The following is a 17,515-nucleotide window of genomic DNA, read 5'->3' as shown; positions in this document are numbered from 1 at the left end:
ATGCTGCTGTTGCTCGGAGGCTTTCTCGTTCTCATGCTGCTCGGCGTTCCCGTGGCGATCGCCATGGCGGTGTCGTCGCTGCTCTACATCCTGGTCAGCGGCGTGACGCCAGATGTCACGCTGGCGCAGCGCATGATCGCCGGCGTCGAGAGCTTCCCGCTGCTCGCCGTGCCGTTCTTCATCCTGGCCGGCAATCTCATGAACATCGCCGGCGTTACCGGCCGCATCTACAAATTCGCGGTTGCGCTGGTGGGGTGGATGCGCGGCGGCCTCGGCCACGTCAACATCATCGGCTCGGTGATCTTCTCCGGCATGTCCGGCACCGCGATTGCGGATGCCGCCGGTCTCGGCACCATCGAGATCAAGGCGATGAAGGACCACGGCTACTCCACCGAGTTCTCGGTCGGCGTCACCGCGGCTTCGGCAACGCTCGGGCCGATCATCCCGCCGTCGCTGCCCTTCGTGATCTACGGCATGATGGCGAACGTCTCGATCGGCGCGCTGTTCCTGGGCGGCGTCATTCCCGGCGTCGTGCTGACGCTGTTCATGATGGTGACCGTCACCTATTTCGCGCACAAGAACAAATGGGGCAGCGACACCCCGTTCTCCTGGCCGCAGCTCGGCTCGGCCGGCCTCGAGATCCTGATCGTGCTGTCATTCCCGATGGCGATCTGGCTGATGGTCCTCGCCGGTCTCTCGGTCAACACCGCCGTCGTCATCGGCCTCGGCACGCTGCTCCTGATCGACTGGTATTTCGATTTCTCGGCGGTGATGGCGCTGATGGCGCCGGTGATCCTGATCGGCGGCATGACGCTCGGCTGGTTCACGCCGACGGAAGCTGCGGTTGCCGCGGTGATCTGGTCGCTGTTCCTCGGCCTCGTGCGCTACCGCACCATGACGTTCCAGACCGTCGCCAAGGCGACTTTCGACACCATCGAGACCACGGCCTCAGTGCTGTTCATCGTCACGGCGGCCTCGATCTTCGCCTGGCTGCTCACGGTGTCGCAGGCGGCGCAGATGCTGTCGGACTGGATGCTCAGCATCACCCAGAACAAATGGGTGTTCCTGGCGCTTGCCAATGTCCTGATCCTGTTCGTGGGATGCTTCATCGACACCACGGCGGCGATCACCATCCTGGTGCCGATCCTGCTGCCGATCGTGCTCAAGCTCGGCATCGACCCCATTCATTTCGGCCTGATCATGACGCTGAACCTGATGATCGGCCTGCTGCATCCGCCGCTCGGCATGGTGCTGTTCGTGCTCGCCCGCGTGGCAAAGCTCTCCGTCGAGCGCACGACGGTGGCAATCCTGCCCTGGCTGGTGCCGCTGATGCTGGCGCTGATCGCGATCACCTTCATTCCCGAACTGACCCTCTGGCTGCCAAAATACATGGGACTCTCCAAATGACCTCGACTGCTCTCGCCGCGACCCTGTTCGGCCCCGAAGATTTGCGCATGATCGAGCATCCGCTCGACAAGCTTAGCCAGGGCATGGTCCGCATCCGCTTCGGTGCCGGCGGCATCTGCGGCTCGGACATGCACTATTTCCGTCATGCCCGCACCGGAGACTTCGTGGTGAAGTCGCCGCTGGTGCTGGGACACGAGATCTCGGGCGAGGTCGTGGAGATCTCCGGTGCCGCTGCGAACCTGAAGGTCGGCGACCGCGTCGCCGTCAACCCGTCGCGCTGGTGCGGCCATTGCGTCGCCTGCCGCGAAGGCCGGCCGAACTTGTGCGAGAACATCTATTTCATGGGATCGGCCTCGAAGACGCCGCACATGCAAGGCGGCTTCGCCAATTATTTCGATGCGATCCCGGCGCAGTGCGTGAAGATCCCGGACCACGTCTCGTACCAGGCCGCGGCGCTGGCCGAGCCGCTCGCGGTGTGCCTGCACGCGGTCGCGCGCGCCGGCAAGATCGAGGGCAAGCGCGGCATCATCTTCGGCGCCGGCCCGATCGGGCTTCTGACCATGCTCGCGGCGCACCGCGCCGGCATGGCCGACATCACCGTGGCCGACATCGCGCCGGCGCCGCTGGCTTTTGCGACCAAGCTCGGCGCCTCCCATGTCGAGAATGTCTCGGCCGGCGAGGAAGGGCTGAAGGCGCAGGCCGCGTTGCGCCCCTATGACGTCGCCTTCGAGGTCTCGGGCACGGCTGCGGGCCTAGCCAGCGCGATCGGCATCGTCAGGCGCGGCGGCGTCGTGGTGCAGATCGGCAATCTGCCGGGCGGCCAGATCCCGACGCCGTCGAATGCGGTGATGGCCAAGGAGATCGACCTGCGCGGCTCGTTCCGCTTCGGCTTCGAGTTCATGAATGCGGTGGAACTGATCGGCAACGGCAGCGTCGACGTGTTGTCGCTGGTCACCGCCGAGCGGCCGCTCTCGACCGCGCCTGATGCGCTGCGGCTGGCGCTGGACCGCTCGCAGAGCGTCAAGGTCGTGCTGACCGCGAACTGACTTTTGTTTTGACGCGTTTTCTTCACGCGAACCGCGTACCGACTTCGCTCGAAAACGCTTTGGGAGGCAGCACATGATGCTGGAGGGATGGCGCTGGTACGGGCCGGATGATCCGGTCTCGCTCGATGATGTCAGGCAGGCCGGGGCGAGCCAGATCGTCTCGGCGCTGCATCAGGTGCCGATCGGGGAGGCCTGGACGCGCAAGGCGGTCGAGGAGCGCAAGAATTTCATCGAGAATGGCCAGCCCGGCCGCTCGCAGCTGACCTGGTCGGTGGTGGAATCGATTCCGATCCCCGACGACGTCAAGCGCCTCGGCGGAAAAGCGACCAAGTCGATCGAGGCGTGGATTGCGAGCCTGGAGGCGGTGGCGGCCAGCGGCATCAAGATCATATGCTACAACTTCATGCCCGTGGTGGACTGGTGCCGCACCGATCTGGAATGGGAGCTGCCGAACGGTGCCCGTGCCATGCGCTTCGACCAGGACCGCTTTGCGGCATTTGAACTGCACATCCTGAAGCGCCCGGCGGCCGCGCAGGAGTATAGCCCCGAGCAGCAGGCGCGCGCGAAAAAGCTGTTCGAGCAGATGAGCCAGGCGGATATCGACTATCTCGTCATGGTGATCGCCAGCGCGCTGCCGGGTTCGACCACCGAGCCGATGACCATCCCGCAATTCCGCGACCGGCTGGAGACCTATCGCGACATCACGCCTGAGATCCTGAGGCGGCATCTCGCGGAATTCCTCGCGCGCGTGACGCCGGTCGCCGAGCAGCTCGGTGTCTCCTTGACGCTGCACCCGGACGATCCGCCGCGGCCGCTGTTCGGCCTGCCGCGCATCGCCTCGTCGGCCGACGATTATCAGGCGCTGTTCGATGCGGTGCCGTCCAAGGCGAACGGCATCTGCTTCTGCACCGGCTCGCTCGGAGTGCGCGCGGAGAACAATCTGCCTGAAATGGCCGAGCGTTTCGGCCCGCGCATCGCGTTCGCCCATCTGCGCGCGACCAAGCGCGAGGCGGACGGGCTGTCGTTCTACGAGTCCGACCATCTCGACGGCGACGTCGACATGATCGCGGTGCTCAAGGCGCTGCTAAAGGAGAACGCACGGCGCGCTCCGGACAAGCGAATCGTGTTCCGTCCCGACCACGGCCACCGCATGCTCGACGATCTCGCCGCCACCAAGCGCACCAATCCCGGCTACACCGCGATCGGCCGCCTGCGCGGCCTCGCAGAGTTGCGCGGTGCCATCAGGGCGATCGAGCATCGGTAGAGCCACAACTCTATCCACGTCGTCATTGCGAGCGCAGCGAAGCAACCCAGAATCCCTCCGCGGAAAGACTCTGGATTGCTTCGCTACGCTCGCAATGACGTGGAGGGAGGGGGGCGACGCCTCCACAGCGTCATGGCCGGGCTTGTCCCGGCCATCCACGCCTTACCACGTGGCACGGCGAACGTGGATGCCCGGGACAAGCCCGGGCATGACGGCTTCTTGTGAAGCTCGCTCCAGGCTCAATAGCACGCCGCCATGGCGCCGAGCTTCGGATAGAGCCGGTCGATCGCGGCGATCTCGCTTTTCATCTGCGCGATGATCCAGTCGCGGATCTCGGCGGCGATCGGGCGCATCGGGCGGTTGCGCGGCGGCAGGAATTCGCAGATGCGGCGCGTGGTGCTGAGCCGGTCGGAGGCCGGCACCAGCGCGCCGGTGAGCAGCCAGTGCGAGGCGACCGTCAGCCAGCCGAGCGCGATGCCCTGGCCGAGCAGCGCGGCCTGCACCACGACGGCATAGTCGGTAAAGCTCAGCGCCTTGGCCGCGCCGCGGCGGCCGGTGAGGAGGGAAGCGTAATCCGCAGCCCAGTCGCCCGGTGTCTCGGCGAGGCGGATGATGGTGTTGCCCTCGGCGGGATCGGTCTCGCCGAGATAGCCGGGGCTGCACATCGGCAGCATCACTTCCTTCATCACCAGCGTGCCGCCGGAGGGCGGCTCGTCGCGGTCACGGAAGCGCATGCCGAGATCGACATTCTCCACCGGTCCGCGCAGCGCGCCGGAAATCAACTGGAAACGCAGATCGACTTGCGGAAACTGCTTCTGCAGCTTGTCGATGCGCGGCATTAGCCAGTGCGTGGTGAAGGCGGAGGAGACCGACAGCGTCACCGTCTCGGTGCCCTTGCGGCGCCGCTCGATCTCGACGAGCCCGCTCTCGATGCTGCGGAAGCCTTCGAGCACGCGGCGATAGAGCAGCTCGCCTTCCTCGGTGAGCACCGCGCGGCCCGCCTTGCGATCGAACAGGCGGACGCCGAGATGCTCCTCGAACTGGCCGAGCATGCGGCTCACCGCCGGCTGCGTGACGTTCAGCTCGGCGGCCGCAGCCGTGAAGCTGCCATTGCGCGCCGCCGCGTCGAAGACGAACAGGGCGTTGCCGGACGGCAGCATGCGACGGAGCTCTGGCATAACGTCATGTTATGGGCGCGGTGAGAATTTGGCAATTGCCGGATTTTGCCAAGTCTGGTGTCATGAGCATGACAGCCTAAAGACAGGCCCTTAGAGCGAGGATTTGGTGCAGCGCACGCTTCGGCCGTGAGTGCTCCAAATCCCTGTCTATAAAGCAGGCTTATGGCGCGCAGTGAGGCACGCCGGCTGAGGGACATCGCGAGGTCGATCGTTGGACAAGCGAGCGGAAAGCGTCGAGATCAGGTCCGCCAGCAAGGCCTATGGCGCCGTTCGCGCCCTCGATGACGTTTCGCTCAATGTCAGCGCCGGTGAATTCGTCTCACTGCTTGGCCCGTCCGGCTCCGGCAAGACCACGCTGCTCGGCATTTTGGGCGGCTTCATCCTGCCGACCTCAGGCACGATTCTATTCGGAGGCCGTGACGTCACCTACATGCCGCCGCACAAGCGCGACATCGGCGTGGTGTTCCAGAACTACGCGCTGTTTCCGCACATGAGCGTCGGCGAGAACGTCGCCTTTCCCTTGCGCGCGCGACGCCTGCCGAAATCCATCTGGCCGGACAAGGTGCGCGCAGCGCTCAGCATGGTCGGGCTTGCCGGCTATGAAGAGCGCGGCATCGCGCAGCTCTCCGGCGGTCAGCGCCAGCGCGTGGCGTTGGCGCGCGCCATGATCTTCGAGCCGCGCCTGATCCTGATGGACGAGCCGCTCTCGGCGCTCGACAAGCAGCTCCGCGAATCCATGCAGATCGAGCTGCGCGCGTTGCACAAGCGCATCGGCGCGACCATCATCTATGTCACCCATGACCAGCGCGAGGCGCTGACCATGAGCGACCGCGTCGCCGTCATGAAGGACGGTCGGTTGGTCCAGATCGACGAGCCGGCGCGGCTGCATGACCATCCCGTCGATTCCTTCGTCGCCAGCTTCATTGGCGAAGCCACGATGCTGCCGGTCCGCCGCGTCGATGGCTCCAGCGTTGCGCTCGGCAATGCCTTGCTGCGCAGCGCACGCGCCATTCCCGATGGCGATGCCCTGATGCTGGCCGTGCACAGCGAGAAGCTGCTGATCGATGATGGCGCGCAGGATGCCGCCTGTAACCGGCTGACCGGGACCGTCACCGACATCGTCTATCAGGGCGAGAGCCTTCGCATTTTCCTCGCGCTCGAAGGCGGCATCGCGCTCAGCCTGCGCCAGCCGAGCTATCACCAGGCCTATCACCGCATTCCGCCGCTCGGCGGCAGCCTTACCGTCACGCTCCACCCCGAGGACACCATTGTCGTGCCCAGGGTGCGGGACTGAAACTGAAGCCTCATCCAACCCGAGAGAAGAAACTGATATGTCGACACAAGCCGCGTTCAGCAATTTCAAGGTGCTCACCTTCGACGTCGTCGGCACCCTGATCGATTTCGAGACCGGCGTGCTTGAAGCGGTCCGCAAGATCGGAGGCAAGAAGGCGGCCGAGCTCAGTGATGACCAGATCTTCGAGCCCTATAAGCGAGGCCGCGACAAGCATTACGAGCGCTCGAGCGAAGTGATGTTCCACGTCTATCGCCATCTCGCGACCGAGCTCGGACTGCCGGTTGATGATGCGTCCTGCGACGTGTTCCAGCTCTCGGTGCTGCGCTGGGGGCCGTTCTCGGACTCGGTCGAGGCGCTGAAGCGCCTGCGCACGAAGTTCCGCCTGGTGGCGATGACCAATGCCGACCGCGTGGCGCTGTCGTGCTACGCGCATGCGCTCGGTAATCCCTTCGATGACACCGTCTGCGCCGACGACACCGGCGTTGCAAAACCGAACCCGGAATTCTTCGCCTACAACAAGGGCCGCCAGTCGGCCTTCGGCTACAAGCAGTCCGACATCCTGCACGTCGCGCAGAGCCAGTATCATGACATCGGGATCGCGCGGAAGCTCGGCTACAAGGTGTGCTGGATCGAGCGTCGCCAGGGCATCGCCGGCTTCGGCGGCACGCCGGCGGTGGAGACGCTGACCAAGCCGGACTTCCATTATCCGACATTGAAGGCGCTTGCCGACGCGGCCATCGGGCCGGCGGCGTAACGGAGAGCTGTGGCATGACACGGGACTGGCGCGCGCTGCCATCGGTCAATTCACTGTGGGAAGCCACGGCGGAGCCGGCGCGCGCGTTTCCCGTGCTGTCGGGCGAGCAAAAGGCGGATGTGGTGATCATCGGCGCCGGCTACACCGGCCTCTCCGCCGCGCACCACATCGCCAAGAGCGGGCTCAGCCCCGTCGTGCTCGAAGCGAACCGCCCCGGCTGGGGCGCGAGTGGGCGCAATGGCGGGGTGATCACGGCAAAGTTCCGCCTGTCGTTTCGCGAGATCGATGCCGCGCACGGGCGCGCCATGGCACGGCGCATGTACGAGATCGCGCATGAATCGACCGACATGGTCGAGGAACTGGTGTCGGAATTCGGCATCACCAGTGCGAATTTGACGCGCACCGGCCAGGTCAAGGCCGCGCATAACGAGACGACGCTGAAGGCTGCGATCGACGAAGCCAACTGGATGACGCGCGAAATGGGCTCCGGCGCGGTCCGCATCCTCGACAGGAACGGCGTGCGCGAGGAGACCGGCTCCGACATCTTTGTCGGCGGCGTGCTCAATCCCGGTTCGGGCGGGATACATCCGTTGAACTATCTGCGCGGCCTCGCAAACGGCGTTGCAAGCCGCGGCGTTCCGATTTTTGCGCAGTCGCCGGTCGTCAAGCTCCGGCACGAGAACGGCGGCATCGTCGCCGAGACGCCGCAAGGCGCGGTGCGTGCAAAACAGGCGATCATCGCCACCAACAGCTATTCGGATCTGACCGGCGCCACAGTGCATCTGCAGCGCACGCTGATTCCGTTCCGCAGCGCCATGGTCGCAACCGAGCGGCTCCCCGGCAATCTCGCGGGAAAACTGATGCCGACCGGGCGCACCTACACCGAGACCAAGCGCATGATGCGCTGGTTCCGCATGGTCGACAACCGCGTCATCTTCGGCGGCCGCGGCGCCTTCGGCAAGCAGGATTCGCAAGCCGCGTTCGACGCCTTGCGCAAGGCGATGGTCGGCATCTTCCCCGATCTCGCCGATGTCCCGCTCGCATACAAATGGTCAGGGCTGGTTGCGATGACGCTGGACTCGGTCCCGCATATCGGACGGCTCGACGACCGCACGCTCTTCTCGGTCGGCTACAACGGCGCCGGAGTTGCGATGTCGAGCCTGATGGGCCGCTATCTCGCCGCCTTCGCGCGCGGCGAGACGCCCGACGTCGGCCTGCTCGACGCACGACGCATGAAGGCGATTCCATTCTATCCGCTGCGGGAGCCCGCCGTGCGCATGGTCGCCGGATGGTACCAGTTTCTCGATGCGATCGGTCGGTGAGATCTATTTGGAGGAGGCGAGGATGACGATGAAGCAGAAGTTTGGACTGGGCTGCGCGCTGCTGGGCGCAATCGGATTGACCAGCGCGGCTGATGCCGCCGAGCAGATCACCTTCGTCTCGCAGGGCGGCGCCTATCAGCAGGCGCAGACGGTGGCGATCCTCGATCCCTCCGCCAAGAAGCTCGGCATCACCATCAACCAGGACTCCATTCCGGACGCCTGGCCCGCGATCAAGACGCAGGTCGGCAGCGGCAAGCCGATCTGGGACGTCGTCGACACCCCGACCGGCAACTGCCTGCGCGGCGGCGAGCAGGGGCTGATGGAGAAGCTCGACTTCTCGAAGATTCCAAACGGCGCGGCGATGCCGGAGGCCTATCGCAGCCCCTATTCAGTGTCCTACGAGTTCTATTCGAGCGTACTTGCCTACAGCCAGAAGAAATTCCCGAAGGACGCGCCGAACAGCTGGGCCGATTTCTGGGACGTGAAGAAATTCCCCGGCCGCCGCGCGCTGCGCAACCATCCGTTTGCAACGTTAGAGGCGGCGCTGATGGCCGATGGCGTCGCGCCCGACAAGCTCTATCCGCTCGACGTCGACCGCGCCTTCAAGAAGCTGGAAGAGATCAAGCCGCACATCACGGTGTGGTGGACCTCGGGCGCGCAGTCGGCGCAGTTGCTCAATGACGGCGAGGTCGACATGGAGATGGCCTGGAACGGTCGCGTCAGCGCGGTCGCCAAGGAAGGCGCGAAGGTCACCTTCACTTACAACCAGGGCATCCTGCAGAGTACCTCGCTCTGCATCCTCAAGGGCGCGCCGAATCTCGCCACCGCGGTGAAATTCCTCAACGAGGCCGTTGATCCCGTGCACCAGGCCAATCTGCCGCTGCACATCGACTATGGCCCGGGTAACCCCAAGGCCTTCGAGACGGGCGTGATCAAACCCGAGCGCGCCGCGCAATTGCCGAGCGAGCCGGCCAACGCCGCCAAGCAGGCGCTGATGTCCTACGCCTGGTGGTCCTCGCCGGCCGGCGAAGCCGCCGAGAAGCGCTGGGCGTCCTTCATGCAGAAGTGAGCGAGGCAGCGTTGACGACTTCAGTGCCAGATCCCTCCCAAAAACATCAGCGCCGTGAGCACGGCCTGATGCTGGCACTGGTGTCGCCGGCGCTGCTGGTGATCCTGGCTCTGATCGTGCTGCCGGTCGGCTGGCTGGCCTGGCAGTCGATCTACCATGACGGCTTCACACTGGAGAATTATCGCCGCGTCTTCACCGAAGACGTCTACTGGCGCAGCTTTGCGCTGACCTTCGAGATCAGCCTCGCGGTCACGGTGATCGCGCTGCTGCTCGGCTATCCCGTGGCCTACCTCGCCAATTCGGTGCCGAAAGGGTGGAGCATCCTCATCCTGTCGCTGGTCGTGCTGCCGTTCTGGACCAGCGTGCTGGTCCGCGCCTATGCCTGGCTGGCGCTGCTGCAGCGCACCGGCGTGATCAACCAGTTCCTGCGCTATCTCGATGTGATCTCCGAGCCGCTCGCGCTGGTCCACAACACCTTTGGCACGGTGGTTGCGACCGTGCACATCCTGCTGCCCTTCATGGTGCTGCCGCTCTACGCCACCATGCAGAAGATACCGAACGATCTCATGCAGGCCGGCGCCAGCCTGGGTGCGAGCCCGTCGCTGACGTTTTTCCGCGTGTTCCTGCCGCTGTCGCTGCCGGGTGTGCTCGCGGGCTGCACCATGGTGTTCGTGCTCTGCCTCGGCTTCTACATTACGCCGGAGCTGCTCGGCGGCGGCCGCACCGTGATGGTGTCGATGCTGGTGAGCCGCAATGTCGAGCTCTACAACCAGTTCGGCGCGGCCAGCGCGGTCGCCGTCGTGCTGCTCATCAGTGTGCTCGTGATCTTCTTCATTGTAAGTCGCTTCATCTCGCTCGACCGCGTGTTGGGGCAGAAATGATGCGCGCTTCGCCTGCACGGATTGCCCTCTACGTGATCAGCGCGCTGGTGCTGATCTATCTGATCCTCCCCGTTCTGATCATCGCGCCGATCTCGTTCTCCAGCGCGCGCTTTCTGACCTTTCCGCCGCCGTCCTTTTCGCTGCGCTGGTACCAGCAATATTTCTCAAATCCCGCCTGGATGCAGGCGACGCAGGTGACGTTGACGGTCGCCCTCCTCACCGTCGTGATCGCGACCCCGTTCGGGGTGGCCGCCGCCTATGCCATCAGCCAGTCGAAGCTGCGCATCATGAGGCTGATCCACTTGGCGCTGCTGTTGCCGCTGGTGGTGCCGATCATCATCACCGCCGTCGGCATCTTCTTCGTCTATGCCAAGGTCGGTCTGGTCGCGACCATGCCCGGCCTCGTGCTGGCCAACGTGATGCTGGGCCTGCCCTATGTCGTCATCTCGGTGCTCGCGGGCCTGCAGAGTTTCGATCCCGCGCAGGAGATGGTGGCGCGCAGCCTCGGCATGAACCGCCTGCGCAGCTTCTTCGCGGTGACGCTGCCGCAGATCAAGTCCAGCGTGGTTGCGGGCGGAATCTTCGCCTTCATCTCGGCGATGGACGAGACCATCGTCGCGCTGTTCATTTCCGGTGGCCAGTATCAGCCGTTGACCAAGCGCATGTTCACCGCGCTGCGCGACGAGATCGATCCGACCATCGCCGCGATCTCGACCTTGATGACGGCGGCCTCATTCATGCTGGTGCTGCTGGCGAGCGCGCGGCAGAAGCGAAGCGGGTGAGGATAGCGGGGCTGAAATTGACGAGATCGATTCACCCGATGGCGAAATCGGCGGCCGTTTCCGCGTGAATGGCGGTGGTGTCGAACGTCTCGACCGAGGTGTCGTCCGGGCCGACCAGCATGGTGATCTCGGTGCAGCCGAGGATGATGCACTCGGCGCCGCCGGCGACGAGCGCCGCCATCACCTCCTGGTAGCGCTGGCGCGAGGGCGCGGCGACGTGCCCGAGGCACAGCTCGTCGTAGATGATGCGGTTCACCTCAGCGCGCTCGTCCGCGGGAGGAACCAAGACGTCGAGACCGTGCGCGCGCAACCGGTCGATGTAGAAGTCTTCCTCCATCGTGAACCTGGTGCCGAGCAACCCGACGCGCCGATATCCCTTGCCCCGGATCCGCTCGGCCGTCGCATCGCCGATGTGGATGAACGGAACGCTCACGCTGGATATGATCTCGGGCGCCAATTTATGCATCGTGTTCGTGCACAACACGATCGCCCGCGCGCCGGCACTTTCGAGCAGCCGCGCGACCTCCGCCAGGCTCGCCGCCGCCTCCTGCCAGCGGCCGGCGTATTGCATCTGCTTGATCTCCTCGAAATCGTAGGAGTACATCAGAAGCGGGGCCGAATGCAGCTTGCCGATGCGGTCGCGGACCCGCTCGTTGATGAGCTTGTAGTAAAGCGCGGTGCTCTCCCAGCTCATGCCGCCGATCAGGCCAATGGTTTGCATTCCGGTGCTCCCGAACAGTGATTCAGAGGGATCGTAGACGAAGATGCCGAACCTCGCCATCATGGCCGCGGTAGGGCCTGTAGTGCAAACGGCAGGGACGGGCATGACGCCCGCGCAGGCTGCGAGAAGCCTTTCGACCTTGCGCACGCTCTCGGCCTGTCTTAGGCCAGTTCCCGAACACGTGCGTATCGCCGAAGTCTTGAGGGAGCCGACATGACCATTCGCAACACCCGCACCGGGGGCCAGATCCTGATCGATCAGCTCGTCGCCCAAGGCGTCGAGCGCGTCACCTGCGTGCCGGGCGAGAGCTATCTGGCGGCGCTCGATGCGCTGCATGACAGCCCGATCGACGTCGTGATCTGCCGCGCCGAAGGCGGTGCGGCGATGATGGCGGAGGCCTATGGCAAGCTCACGGGGCGGCCGGGCGTCTGCTTCGTCACCCGCGGCCCCGGTGCCACCAATGCCAGCCACGGCGTTCACATCGCGATGCAGGATTCGACGCCGATGATCCTGTTCGTCGGCCAGGTCGACACCGGCATGCGCGAGCGCGAGGCGTTCCAGGAGCTCGACTACAAGGCGGTGTTCGGCTCGATGGCGAAATGGGCGGTCGAGATCGATCGCCCCGACCGCATTCCGGAGCTGGTCGCGCGCGCCTTCCGAATCGCCATGCAGGGCCGCCCCGGTCCCGTGGTGATCGCGCTGCCGGAGAACATGCTGACCGAGACCGCGGCCGTTGCCGATGCCATGCGCATCGAGCCCGCCGTGAGCTGGCCGGCGCCTGCCGATATCGAAAAGCTCGGCGCCATGCTGGCCGGCGCCAGGGCGCCACTCGTCATTCTCGGCGGCTCGCGCTGGACCGATGAGGCGGCCAAGAGCATCGCGCGGTTCGCCGAACGGTTCGACCTGCCGGTCGCGACCTCGTTCCGCCGGGCCTCGCTGATCGATGCCGATCATTCGCATTATGCCGGCGACCTCGGCATCGGGCCGAGCCCGGGCCTGAAGGCGCGCATCGACAATGCCGACGTCGTCCTGCTGATCGGCGGCCGCATGTCGGAGATGCCATCGTCGTCCTATACGCTGCTCGACATTCCCAATCCGAAGCAGAAGCTGATCCATGTGCATCCGGGCTCCGAAGAGCTCGGCCGCATCTATCAGCCTGAACTGGCGATCCAGGCGACGCCGGCCGCCTTCGCCGCCGCCGTCGAGACGCTAAAACCTTCAGGCGCGGTGGCCTGGAAGGGCGAGGCCGCGAAGGCGCATGCCGATTATCTGGCCTGGACCGGGAAGGCGCGCGAGCTGCCGGGCAGGTTCCAGTACGGCGAGGTGATGACTTGGCTGCGCGACCGCCTGCCAAAGGACGCGATCGTCTGCAACGGCGCCGGCAATTATGCCGGCTGGATCCATCGCCATCACCGCTTCCACAGCTTTGCCGCGCAGCTCGCGCCGACCTCAGGCTCGATGGGTTACGGCGTGCCGGCGGGCGTGCTGGCCAAGCGGCAATATCCGGATCGCGTCGTGGTCGCGTTTGCGGGCGACGGCTGCTTCCTGATGAACGGCCAGGAATTCGCAACCGCCGTGCAGTACGACGCGCCGCTGATCGTCATCATCATCGACAATTCGCAATACGGCACCATCCGCATGCACCAGGAGCGCGATTATCCCGGCCGCGTCGTCGGCACCCAGCTCAAGAACCCGGACTTTGCGATGTATGCCAAGGCGTTCGGCGGCCATGGCGAGCGCGTCGAGCGGACCGAGGAGTTCGCACCCGCGTTCGAGCGCGCGCTCGCTTCGGGCAAGCCGTCGATTCTCCATTGCATCATCGATCCCAGGGCGATCTCGGTCGGCAAGGATTTTACGCCCGCAGTGAAGGCTTAGGGCGATGCCGGACGGCCGCCACGTCGCCATCATCGGAGCCGGCGCGGTCGGCGTGATCAGCGCGATCGAGGCGCTGCGCGAGGGCCATCGCGTGACGCTGATCGATCCCGGCGAGCCCGGCGGCGAACAGGCGGCGAGCTACGGCAATGCCGGCTGGCTGTCGTCGCATTCGGTGATCCCGCCGGCGGAGCCGGGCGTCTGGAAGAAGGTGCCGGGCTATCTCCTGGACCCGCTCGGCCCGCTCGCGATCCGCTGGTCTTACTTGCCGAAGGCGTTGCCCTGGCTGATCAAGTATCTGCTCTCGGGCTGGACCGCGGCGCGGGTCGAGACCACGGCGTTCGCGCTGCGCGACCTCCTGAAGGACGCGCCTCTGCTGCACAGGAAGCTCGCGGAAGAAGCCGGCGTCCCCGAGCTGATCGAGCGCAACGGCGTGATGCACGTGTTCACCTCGCGCGGCAATTTCGACAATGATCTCGGCTGGCGCCTGCGCAAGAAGGTCGGCGTCGAATGGCTGGAGCTCAATGCCGACGAGATGCGCCAGCGCGAGCCGGATCTGCATCCGCGCTACACCTTTGGCGTCGTGGTGGAGGAGGCCGGGCGCTGCCGCGATCCCGGCGCTTACGTTGCAGCCCTCGCCAATCATGCGATTGCGAGCGGCGCGAAGCACGTGCGCGCCAAGGCGACCGGGCTGAAGCTCAGCGGCGGCAGGCTCGTGGCTGTCGTTACCGAGACCGGCGAGATTGCTTGTGATGCCGCGGTGGTCGCGGCCGGCGCCCGCTCGAAGCAGCTCACCGCATCGGTCGGCGATCCCCTCCCGCTCGAGACCGAGCGCGGCTATCATGTCATGATCGAGAATCCGGAAGCAGGTCCGCGCAGCTCGATGATGGCCTCCGACGCCAAGCTGGTGGTGAACTGGACCAACAAGGGCCTGCGTGCAGCGGGGACGGTCGAGATCGCCGGCCTCGAGGCCGCGCCGAACTGGAAGCGCGCCGAGATTCTGCGCAACCACCTCGTCAGCATGTTCCCGAAACTGCCGAAGGACATTCCGGCCTCGCGCGTCAAGACCTGGTTCGGCCATCGGCCGAGCATGCCGGACGGACGTCCCTGTATCGGCTATGCGCGCGCCTCTCGCGACATCGTCTATGCTTTCGGCCACGGCCATGTCGGCCTGGTCGGCTCGGCCCGCACCGGCCGTCTGGTCGCCCAGCTCGTGAGCGGCAAGGCGCCGGAGATTCCACTCGCGCCGTTCGCGCCCGATCGTTTCCTCTGAGAGCGCACCATGACCACCTCAGCCAGCTCGTCCTCCCGCATCGCCCGTGGCGGCAAGGCCATCTACGGCGCGCCGCTCGGCATTCTGATGCTGGAGGCGCGCTTTCCCCGCATTCCCGGCGACATGGGCAACGGCACGACCTGGCCATTCCCGGTGCTCTATCGCGTGGTGAGCGGCGCCTCGCCGGAAAAGGTGGTGCTGAAGGGCGCGGCCGGCCTCTTGCCCGACTTCATCGATGCTGCCAAGGATCTGGTGCGGCTCGGGGCGGAGGCCATCACCACCAATTGCGGCTTCCTCTCGCTGTTCCAGAAGGAGATCGCGGCTTCCGTCGGCGTTCCCGTCGCGACCTCCTCGCTGATGCAGGTGCCGTGGGTGCAGGCGACCCTACCACCGGGCAAGCGTGTCGGCCTCGTCACGGTGTCGGGCTCGACCCTGACGCCGGCCCATCTCGAAGGGGCCGGCGTGCCGCTCGACACGCCGCTGGTCGGCACCGAGAACGGCAAGGAGTTCTTCCGTGTCCTGATCAAGGCCGAGAAGGACGACATGGACATCGCACAAGCCGAGCGCGACGTGGTCGAGGCCGGCAAGGAGCTCGTCGCCAAGCATCCGGATGTCGGCGCCATCGTGCTCGAATGCACCAACATGCCGCCTTATGCCGCCGCGCTTCAGGCTGAGGTCGGATTGCCCGTCTACGACATCTATTCCATGATCACCTGGTTTCATGCCGGGCTGCGCCCGCGCGTCTTTGCGTGAATGCGTCCGTGAGATCGTCACTAAGCATGATCCGGAAAAGTGCGCAGCGGTTTTCCGACAAGATCATGCTCAAACAATAACCCAAAGCGCGATGACGATTCGTCCTCATCTCATCGCGCTTTAGTCCAGGAGTGAACCCATGAAACTATCCGGCAAGGTCGCCGCCATCACCGGCGCGGCGCGCGGCATCGGCAAGGCCTGCGCGAAGAGGTTTTTGGACGACGGCGTCAAGGTCGTCATCTCCGACGTCGATGCCGATGGGCTCGCCGCCACGGCCGCCGAGCTCGGCCGGCCGGATGCGCTGCGCACTGTCGTCGGCAATGTCGCCAAGCGTGCTGATGTCGATCAGCTGGTCGCGACCGCGGTGAAGGAGTTCGGCCGGCTCGACATCATGGTCAACAATGCCGGCGTCGCCCGCAACCGCGACATCCTCGACATCACCGAAGAGGAATTCGACGAAATCATCGGCATCAATCTGAAGGGCGCCTTCTTCGGCGTGCAGGCGGCGGCGAGGCAAATGATCGCCCAAGGCGGCGGCGGGGTCGTCATCAACATGTCCTCGGTGAACGCGCTGCTGGCGATCCCTTCGCTTGCGACCTACGCGATGTCGAAGGGCGGCATGAAGCAGCTGACCTCGGTTGCCGCCGTCGCGCTCGCTCCGCACAACATCCGCGTCGTCGCGGTCGGACCGGGCACGATCTTAACCGACATGGTGGCCTCCGCGATCTACACGTCCGAGGACGCGCGCAAGACCGTGCTGTCGCGCACGCCGGCGGGCCGCGGCGGCGAGCCGAGCGAGGTGGCCTCGGTCGTGGCGTTCCTCGCCAGCGACGATGCCTCCTACATCACCGGACAGACGATCTATCCGGATGGCGGAAGGCTCGTCCTGAACTACACGGTGCCGGTGAAGGAGAAGTAGGGCTGGGAAAGTCGCCCCACACTGGCTGTCATCGCCCGCGAAGGCGGGCGATCCAGTATTCCAGAGGCCGGCGTTGAAGATCTCGCTCCCGCCGCATCCGCCGCGGCGTACTGGATTCCCCGCTTTCGCGGGGAATGACAGTCGTCGTGAGGCGAGGAGTATTCCTTATCACTCCGCCGCGACCGTCAACCCGTAACCCAGCCGCTTCGAAATGCCCCCCGCGCAGTCGCGCAGCGCGTGCGCGATCGGGCTGTCCCAGCGGGCATCAAAAGTGCCTTCTGGGCCCATCGCGGTGACGACCAGCGCGACGTGGCCGGAATGATCGAACACGGGCGCTGCGAACGCGTTGACGCCGGGCAGGGGATCGCCGAGCGCACGGGCAAGGCCGTGCTTGCGCACCTCGGCGAGCATGTCGGCGACCTTCGCCCCCTTCACGGCGCGCTTCGGGTTGTAGCCGACGCCATGGCGGTCGAGGCCGCTATCGAGCGCGGCGCAGATCGTCTTCTCCGGCAGGAACGCCGCAAACGCGCGGCCGGTCGCGGTCTCCAGCAGCGCCATCACCGAGCCGACGCGCATCACGATGTGCACCGGCTGGGCCGGCTCTTCGAGCTGCACCACGGTTGGACCGTGCGTGCCCCAGACCGCGAGCGAGACGGCGTGGCCGATCTGGCTCGCGAGGCCCGCGATCTTGGGACGCGCGATGCGCACGCCGGAGAGGCGGCGCAGGCTGATCAGGCCGAGCTCCAGCGCCAGCGCGCCGATCTCGTAACGGCCGGTGCTCTCGTCCTGCTCGATCAGGCCGATGCGGGAGAAGCTGGCGAGGTAGGGATGCGCCTTGGCCGGCGTCATGCCGGCCTCGCGGGCGAGATCGCGCAGCATCATCGGCTCGCCGCTGCGGGCGAGCGCGCGAAGCAATTCGCCGCCGACCTCGATCGACTGGATACCGCGGCTCTCTCTCTTCATGCGCCTCCGATGCGCCT

At 65.6% G+C, this 17,515-nt stretch carries 16 protein-coding genes; 13 read left to right on the top strand and 3 right to left on the bottom strand.

The annotated features are described in order from the left end of the window. The 3 genes from ABIA40_RS21945 to uxuA all read left to right on the top strand — a co-directional run bounded on the left by ABIA40_RS21945 (nucleotide 1) and on the right by uxuA (nucleotide 3,717). Nucleotides 1–1,407 carry a TRAP transporter large permease gene (locus ABIA40_RS21945; RefSeq protein WP_036042393.1) on the top strand — a complete coding sequence of 469 codons (1,407 nt, stop codon included), beginning with the start codon at nucleotides 1–3 and terminating at the stop codon, nucleotides 1,405–1,407. Then, complete coding sequence (locus tag ABIA40_RS21940; RefSeq protein ID WP_271542073.1) at nucleotides 1,404–2,453, top strand: L-idonate 5-dehydrogenase; 1,050 nt, start codon at nucleotides 1,404–1,406, stop codon at nucleotides 2,451–2,453. Before ABIA40_RS21945 ends, ABIA40_RS21940 begins: the two co-directional genes overlap by 4 nt. A gap of 76 nt (nucleotides 2,454–2,529) precedes the next feature. Further along, entirely contained in the window at nucleotides 2,530–3,717 is a 1,188-nt protein-coding gene (gene uxuA / locus ABIA40_RS21935; RefSeq protein WP_404546303.1) for a mannonate dehydratase, read from the top strand. Between the two features lie 239 nt (nucleotides 3,718–3,956). On the opposite strand, the gene ABIA40_RS21930 is transcribed toward uxuA, so the two are convergent. Then, nucleotides 3,957–4,895, bottom strand: a complete 939-nt coding sequence (locus tag ABIA40_RS21930; RefSeq protein WP_404543222.1) for a LysR family transcriptional regulator — start codon at nucleotides 4,893–4,895, stop codon at nucleotides 3,957–3,959. A gap of 211 nt (nucleotides 4,896–5,106) precedes the next feature. Between ABIA40_RS21930 and ABIA40_RS21925 the strand changes: the two genes are divergently transcribed. The 6 genes from ABIA40_RS21925 (at nucleotide 5,107) to ABIA40_RS21900 (ending at nucleotide 10,997) form a co-directional block, all read left to right on the top strand. After that, entirely contained in the window at nucleotides 5,107–6,189 is a 1,083-nt protein-coding gene (locus tag ABIA40_RS21925; protein ID WP_404543221.1) for an ABC transporter ATP-binding protein, read from the top strand. Nucleotides 6,190–6,226: 37 nt separating this feature from the next. Then, entirely contained in the window at nucleotides 6,227–6,943 is a 717-nt protein-coding gene (locus ABIA40_RS21920; protein WP_404543220.1) for an HAD family hydrolase, read from the top strand. A 14-nt stretch (nucleotides 6,944–6,957) separates the two neighbouring features. Then, entirely contained in the window at nucleotides 6,958–8,265 is a 1,308-nt protein-coding gene (locus tag ABIA40_RS21915; RefSeq protein ID WP_275497093.1) for an FAD-binding oxidoreductase, read from the top strand. A gap of 22 nt (nucleotides 8,266–8,287) precedes the next feature. Continuing rightward, complete coding sequence (locus ABIA40_RS21910) at nucleotides 8,288–9,334, top strand: ABC transporter substrate-binding protein (RefSeq protein WP_275497092.1); 1,047 nt, start codon at nucleotides 8,288–8,290, stop codon at nucleotides 9,332–9,334. A gap of 68 nt (nucleotides 9,335–9,402) precedes the next feature. Beyond that, nucleotides 9,403–10,215 carry an ABC transporter permease gene (locus ABIA40_RS21905; protein ID WP_198399642.1) on the top strand — a complete coding sequence of 271 codons (813 nt, stop codon included), beginning with the start codon at nucleotides 9,403–9,405 and terminating at the stop codon, nucleotides 10,213–10,215. After that, a complete protein-coding gene (locus ABIA40_RS21900; protein ID WP_036042384.1) occupies nucleotides 10,212–10,997 on the top strand; it encodes an ABC transporter permease in 786 nt (261 codons plus the stop codon). Before ABIA40_RS21905 ends, ABIA40_RS21900 begins: the two co-directional genes overlap by 4 nt. Nucleotides 10,998–11,028: 31 nt before the next feature. Here ABIA40_RS21900 and ABIA40_RS21895 read toward each other — a convergent pair whose 3' ends face one another. Next, complete coding sequence (locus ABIA40_RS21895; protein ID WP_404546301.1) at nucleotides 11,029–11,718, bottom strand: aspartate/glutamate racemase family protein; 690 nt, start codon at nucleotides 11,716–11,718, stop codon at nucleotides 11,029–11,031. A gap of 213 nt (nucleotides 11,719–11,931) precedes the next feature. Here ABIA40_RS21895 and ABIA40_RS21890 point away from each other — a divergent pair, with 213 nt between their 5' ends. From ABIA40_RS21890 to ABIA40_RS21875, 4 genes are all read left to right on the top strand, one after another. Next, nucleotides 11,932–13,593, top strand: a complete 1,662-nt coding sequence (locus tag ABIA40_RS21890) for a thiamine pyrophosphate-binding protein (RefSeq protein ID WP_404543217.1) — start codon at nucleotides 11,932–11,934, stop codon at nucleotides 13,591–13,593. 4 nt (nucleotides 13,594–13,597) lie between these two features. Next, nucleotides 13,598–14,863, top strand: coding sequence for an NAD(P)/FAD-dependent oxidoreductase (locus tag ABIA40_RS21885; protein ID WP_404543215.1), 1,266 nt, complete (start codon nucleotides 13,598–13,600; stop codon nucleotides 14,861–14,863). Between the two features lie 9 nt (nucleotides 14,864–14,872). Beyond that, complete coding sequence (locus tag ABIA40_RS21880; RefSeq protein ID WP_275508584.1) at nucleotides 14,873–15,616, top strand: aspartate/glutamate racemase family protein; 744 nt, start codon at nucleotides 14,873–14,875, stop codon at nucleotides 15,614–15,616. A 139-nt stretch (nucleotides 15,617–15,755) separates the two neighbouring features. Continuing rightward, nucleotides 15,756–16,535 carry an SDR family NAD(P)-dependent oxidoreductase gene (locus tag ABIA40_RS21875; RefSeq protein ID WP_404543213.1) on the top strand — a complete coding sequence of 260 codons (780 nt, stop codon included), beginning with the start codon at nucleotides 15,756–15,758 and terminating at the stop codon, nucleotides 16,533–16,535. A 168-nt stretch (nucleotides 16,536–16,703) separates the two neighbouring features. Here ABIA40_RS21875 and ABIA40_RS21870 read toward each other — a convergent pair whose 3' ends face one another. After that, on the bottom strand, nucleotides 16,704–17,498 hold the full coding sequence (locus ABIA40_RS21870) for an IclR family transcriptional regulator (protein ID WP_404543211.1): 795 nt from the start codon (nucleotides 17,496–17,498) through the stop codon (nucleotides 16,704–16,706). Nucleotides 17,499–17,515: the final 17 nt, after the last annotated feature.

Source organism: Bradyrhizobium sp. USDA 223 (genome assembly GCF_044909005.1).
Lineage (GTDB): Bacteria > Pseudomonadota > Alphaproteobacteria > Rhizobiales > Xanthobacteraceae > Bradyrhizobium > Bradyrhizobium yuanmingense.
Note: the sequence above shows the minus strand (reverse complement) of the source record. Positions and strands in the feature narration are given on the sequence as shown.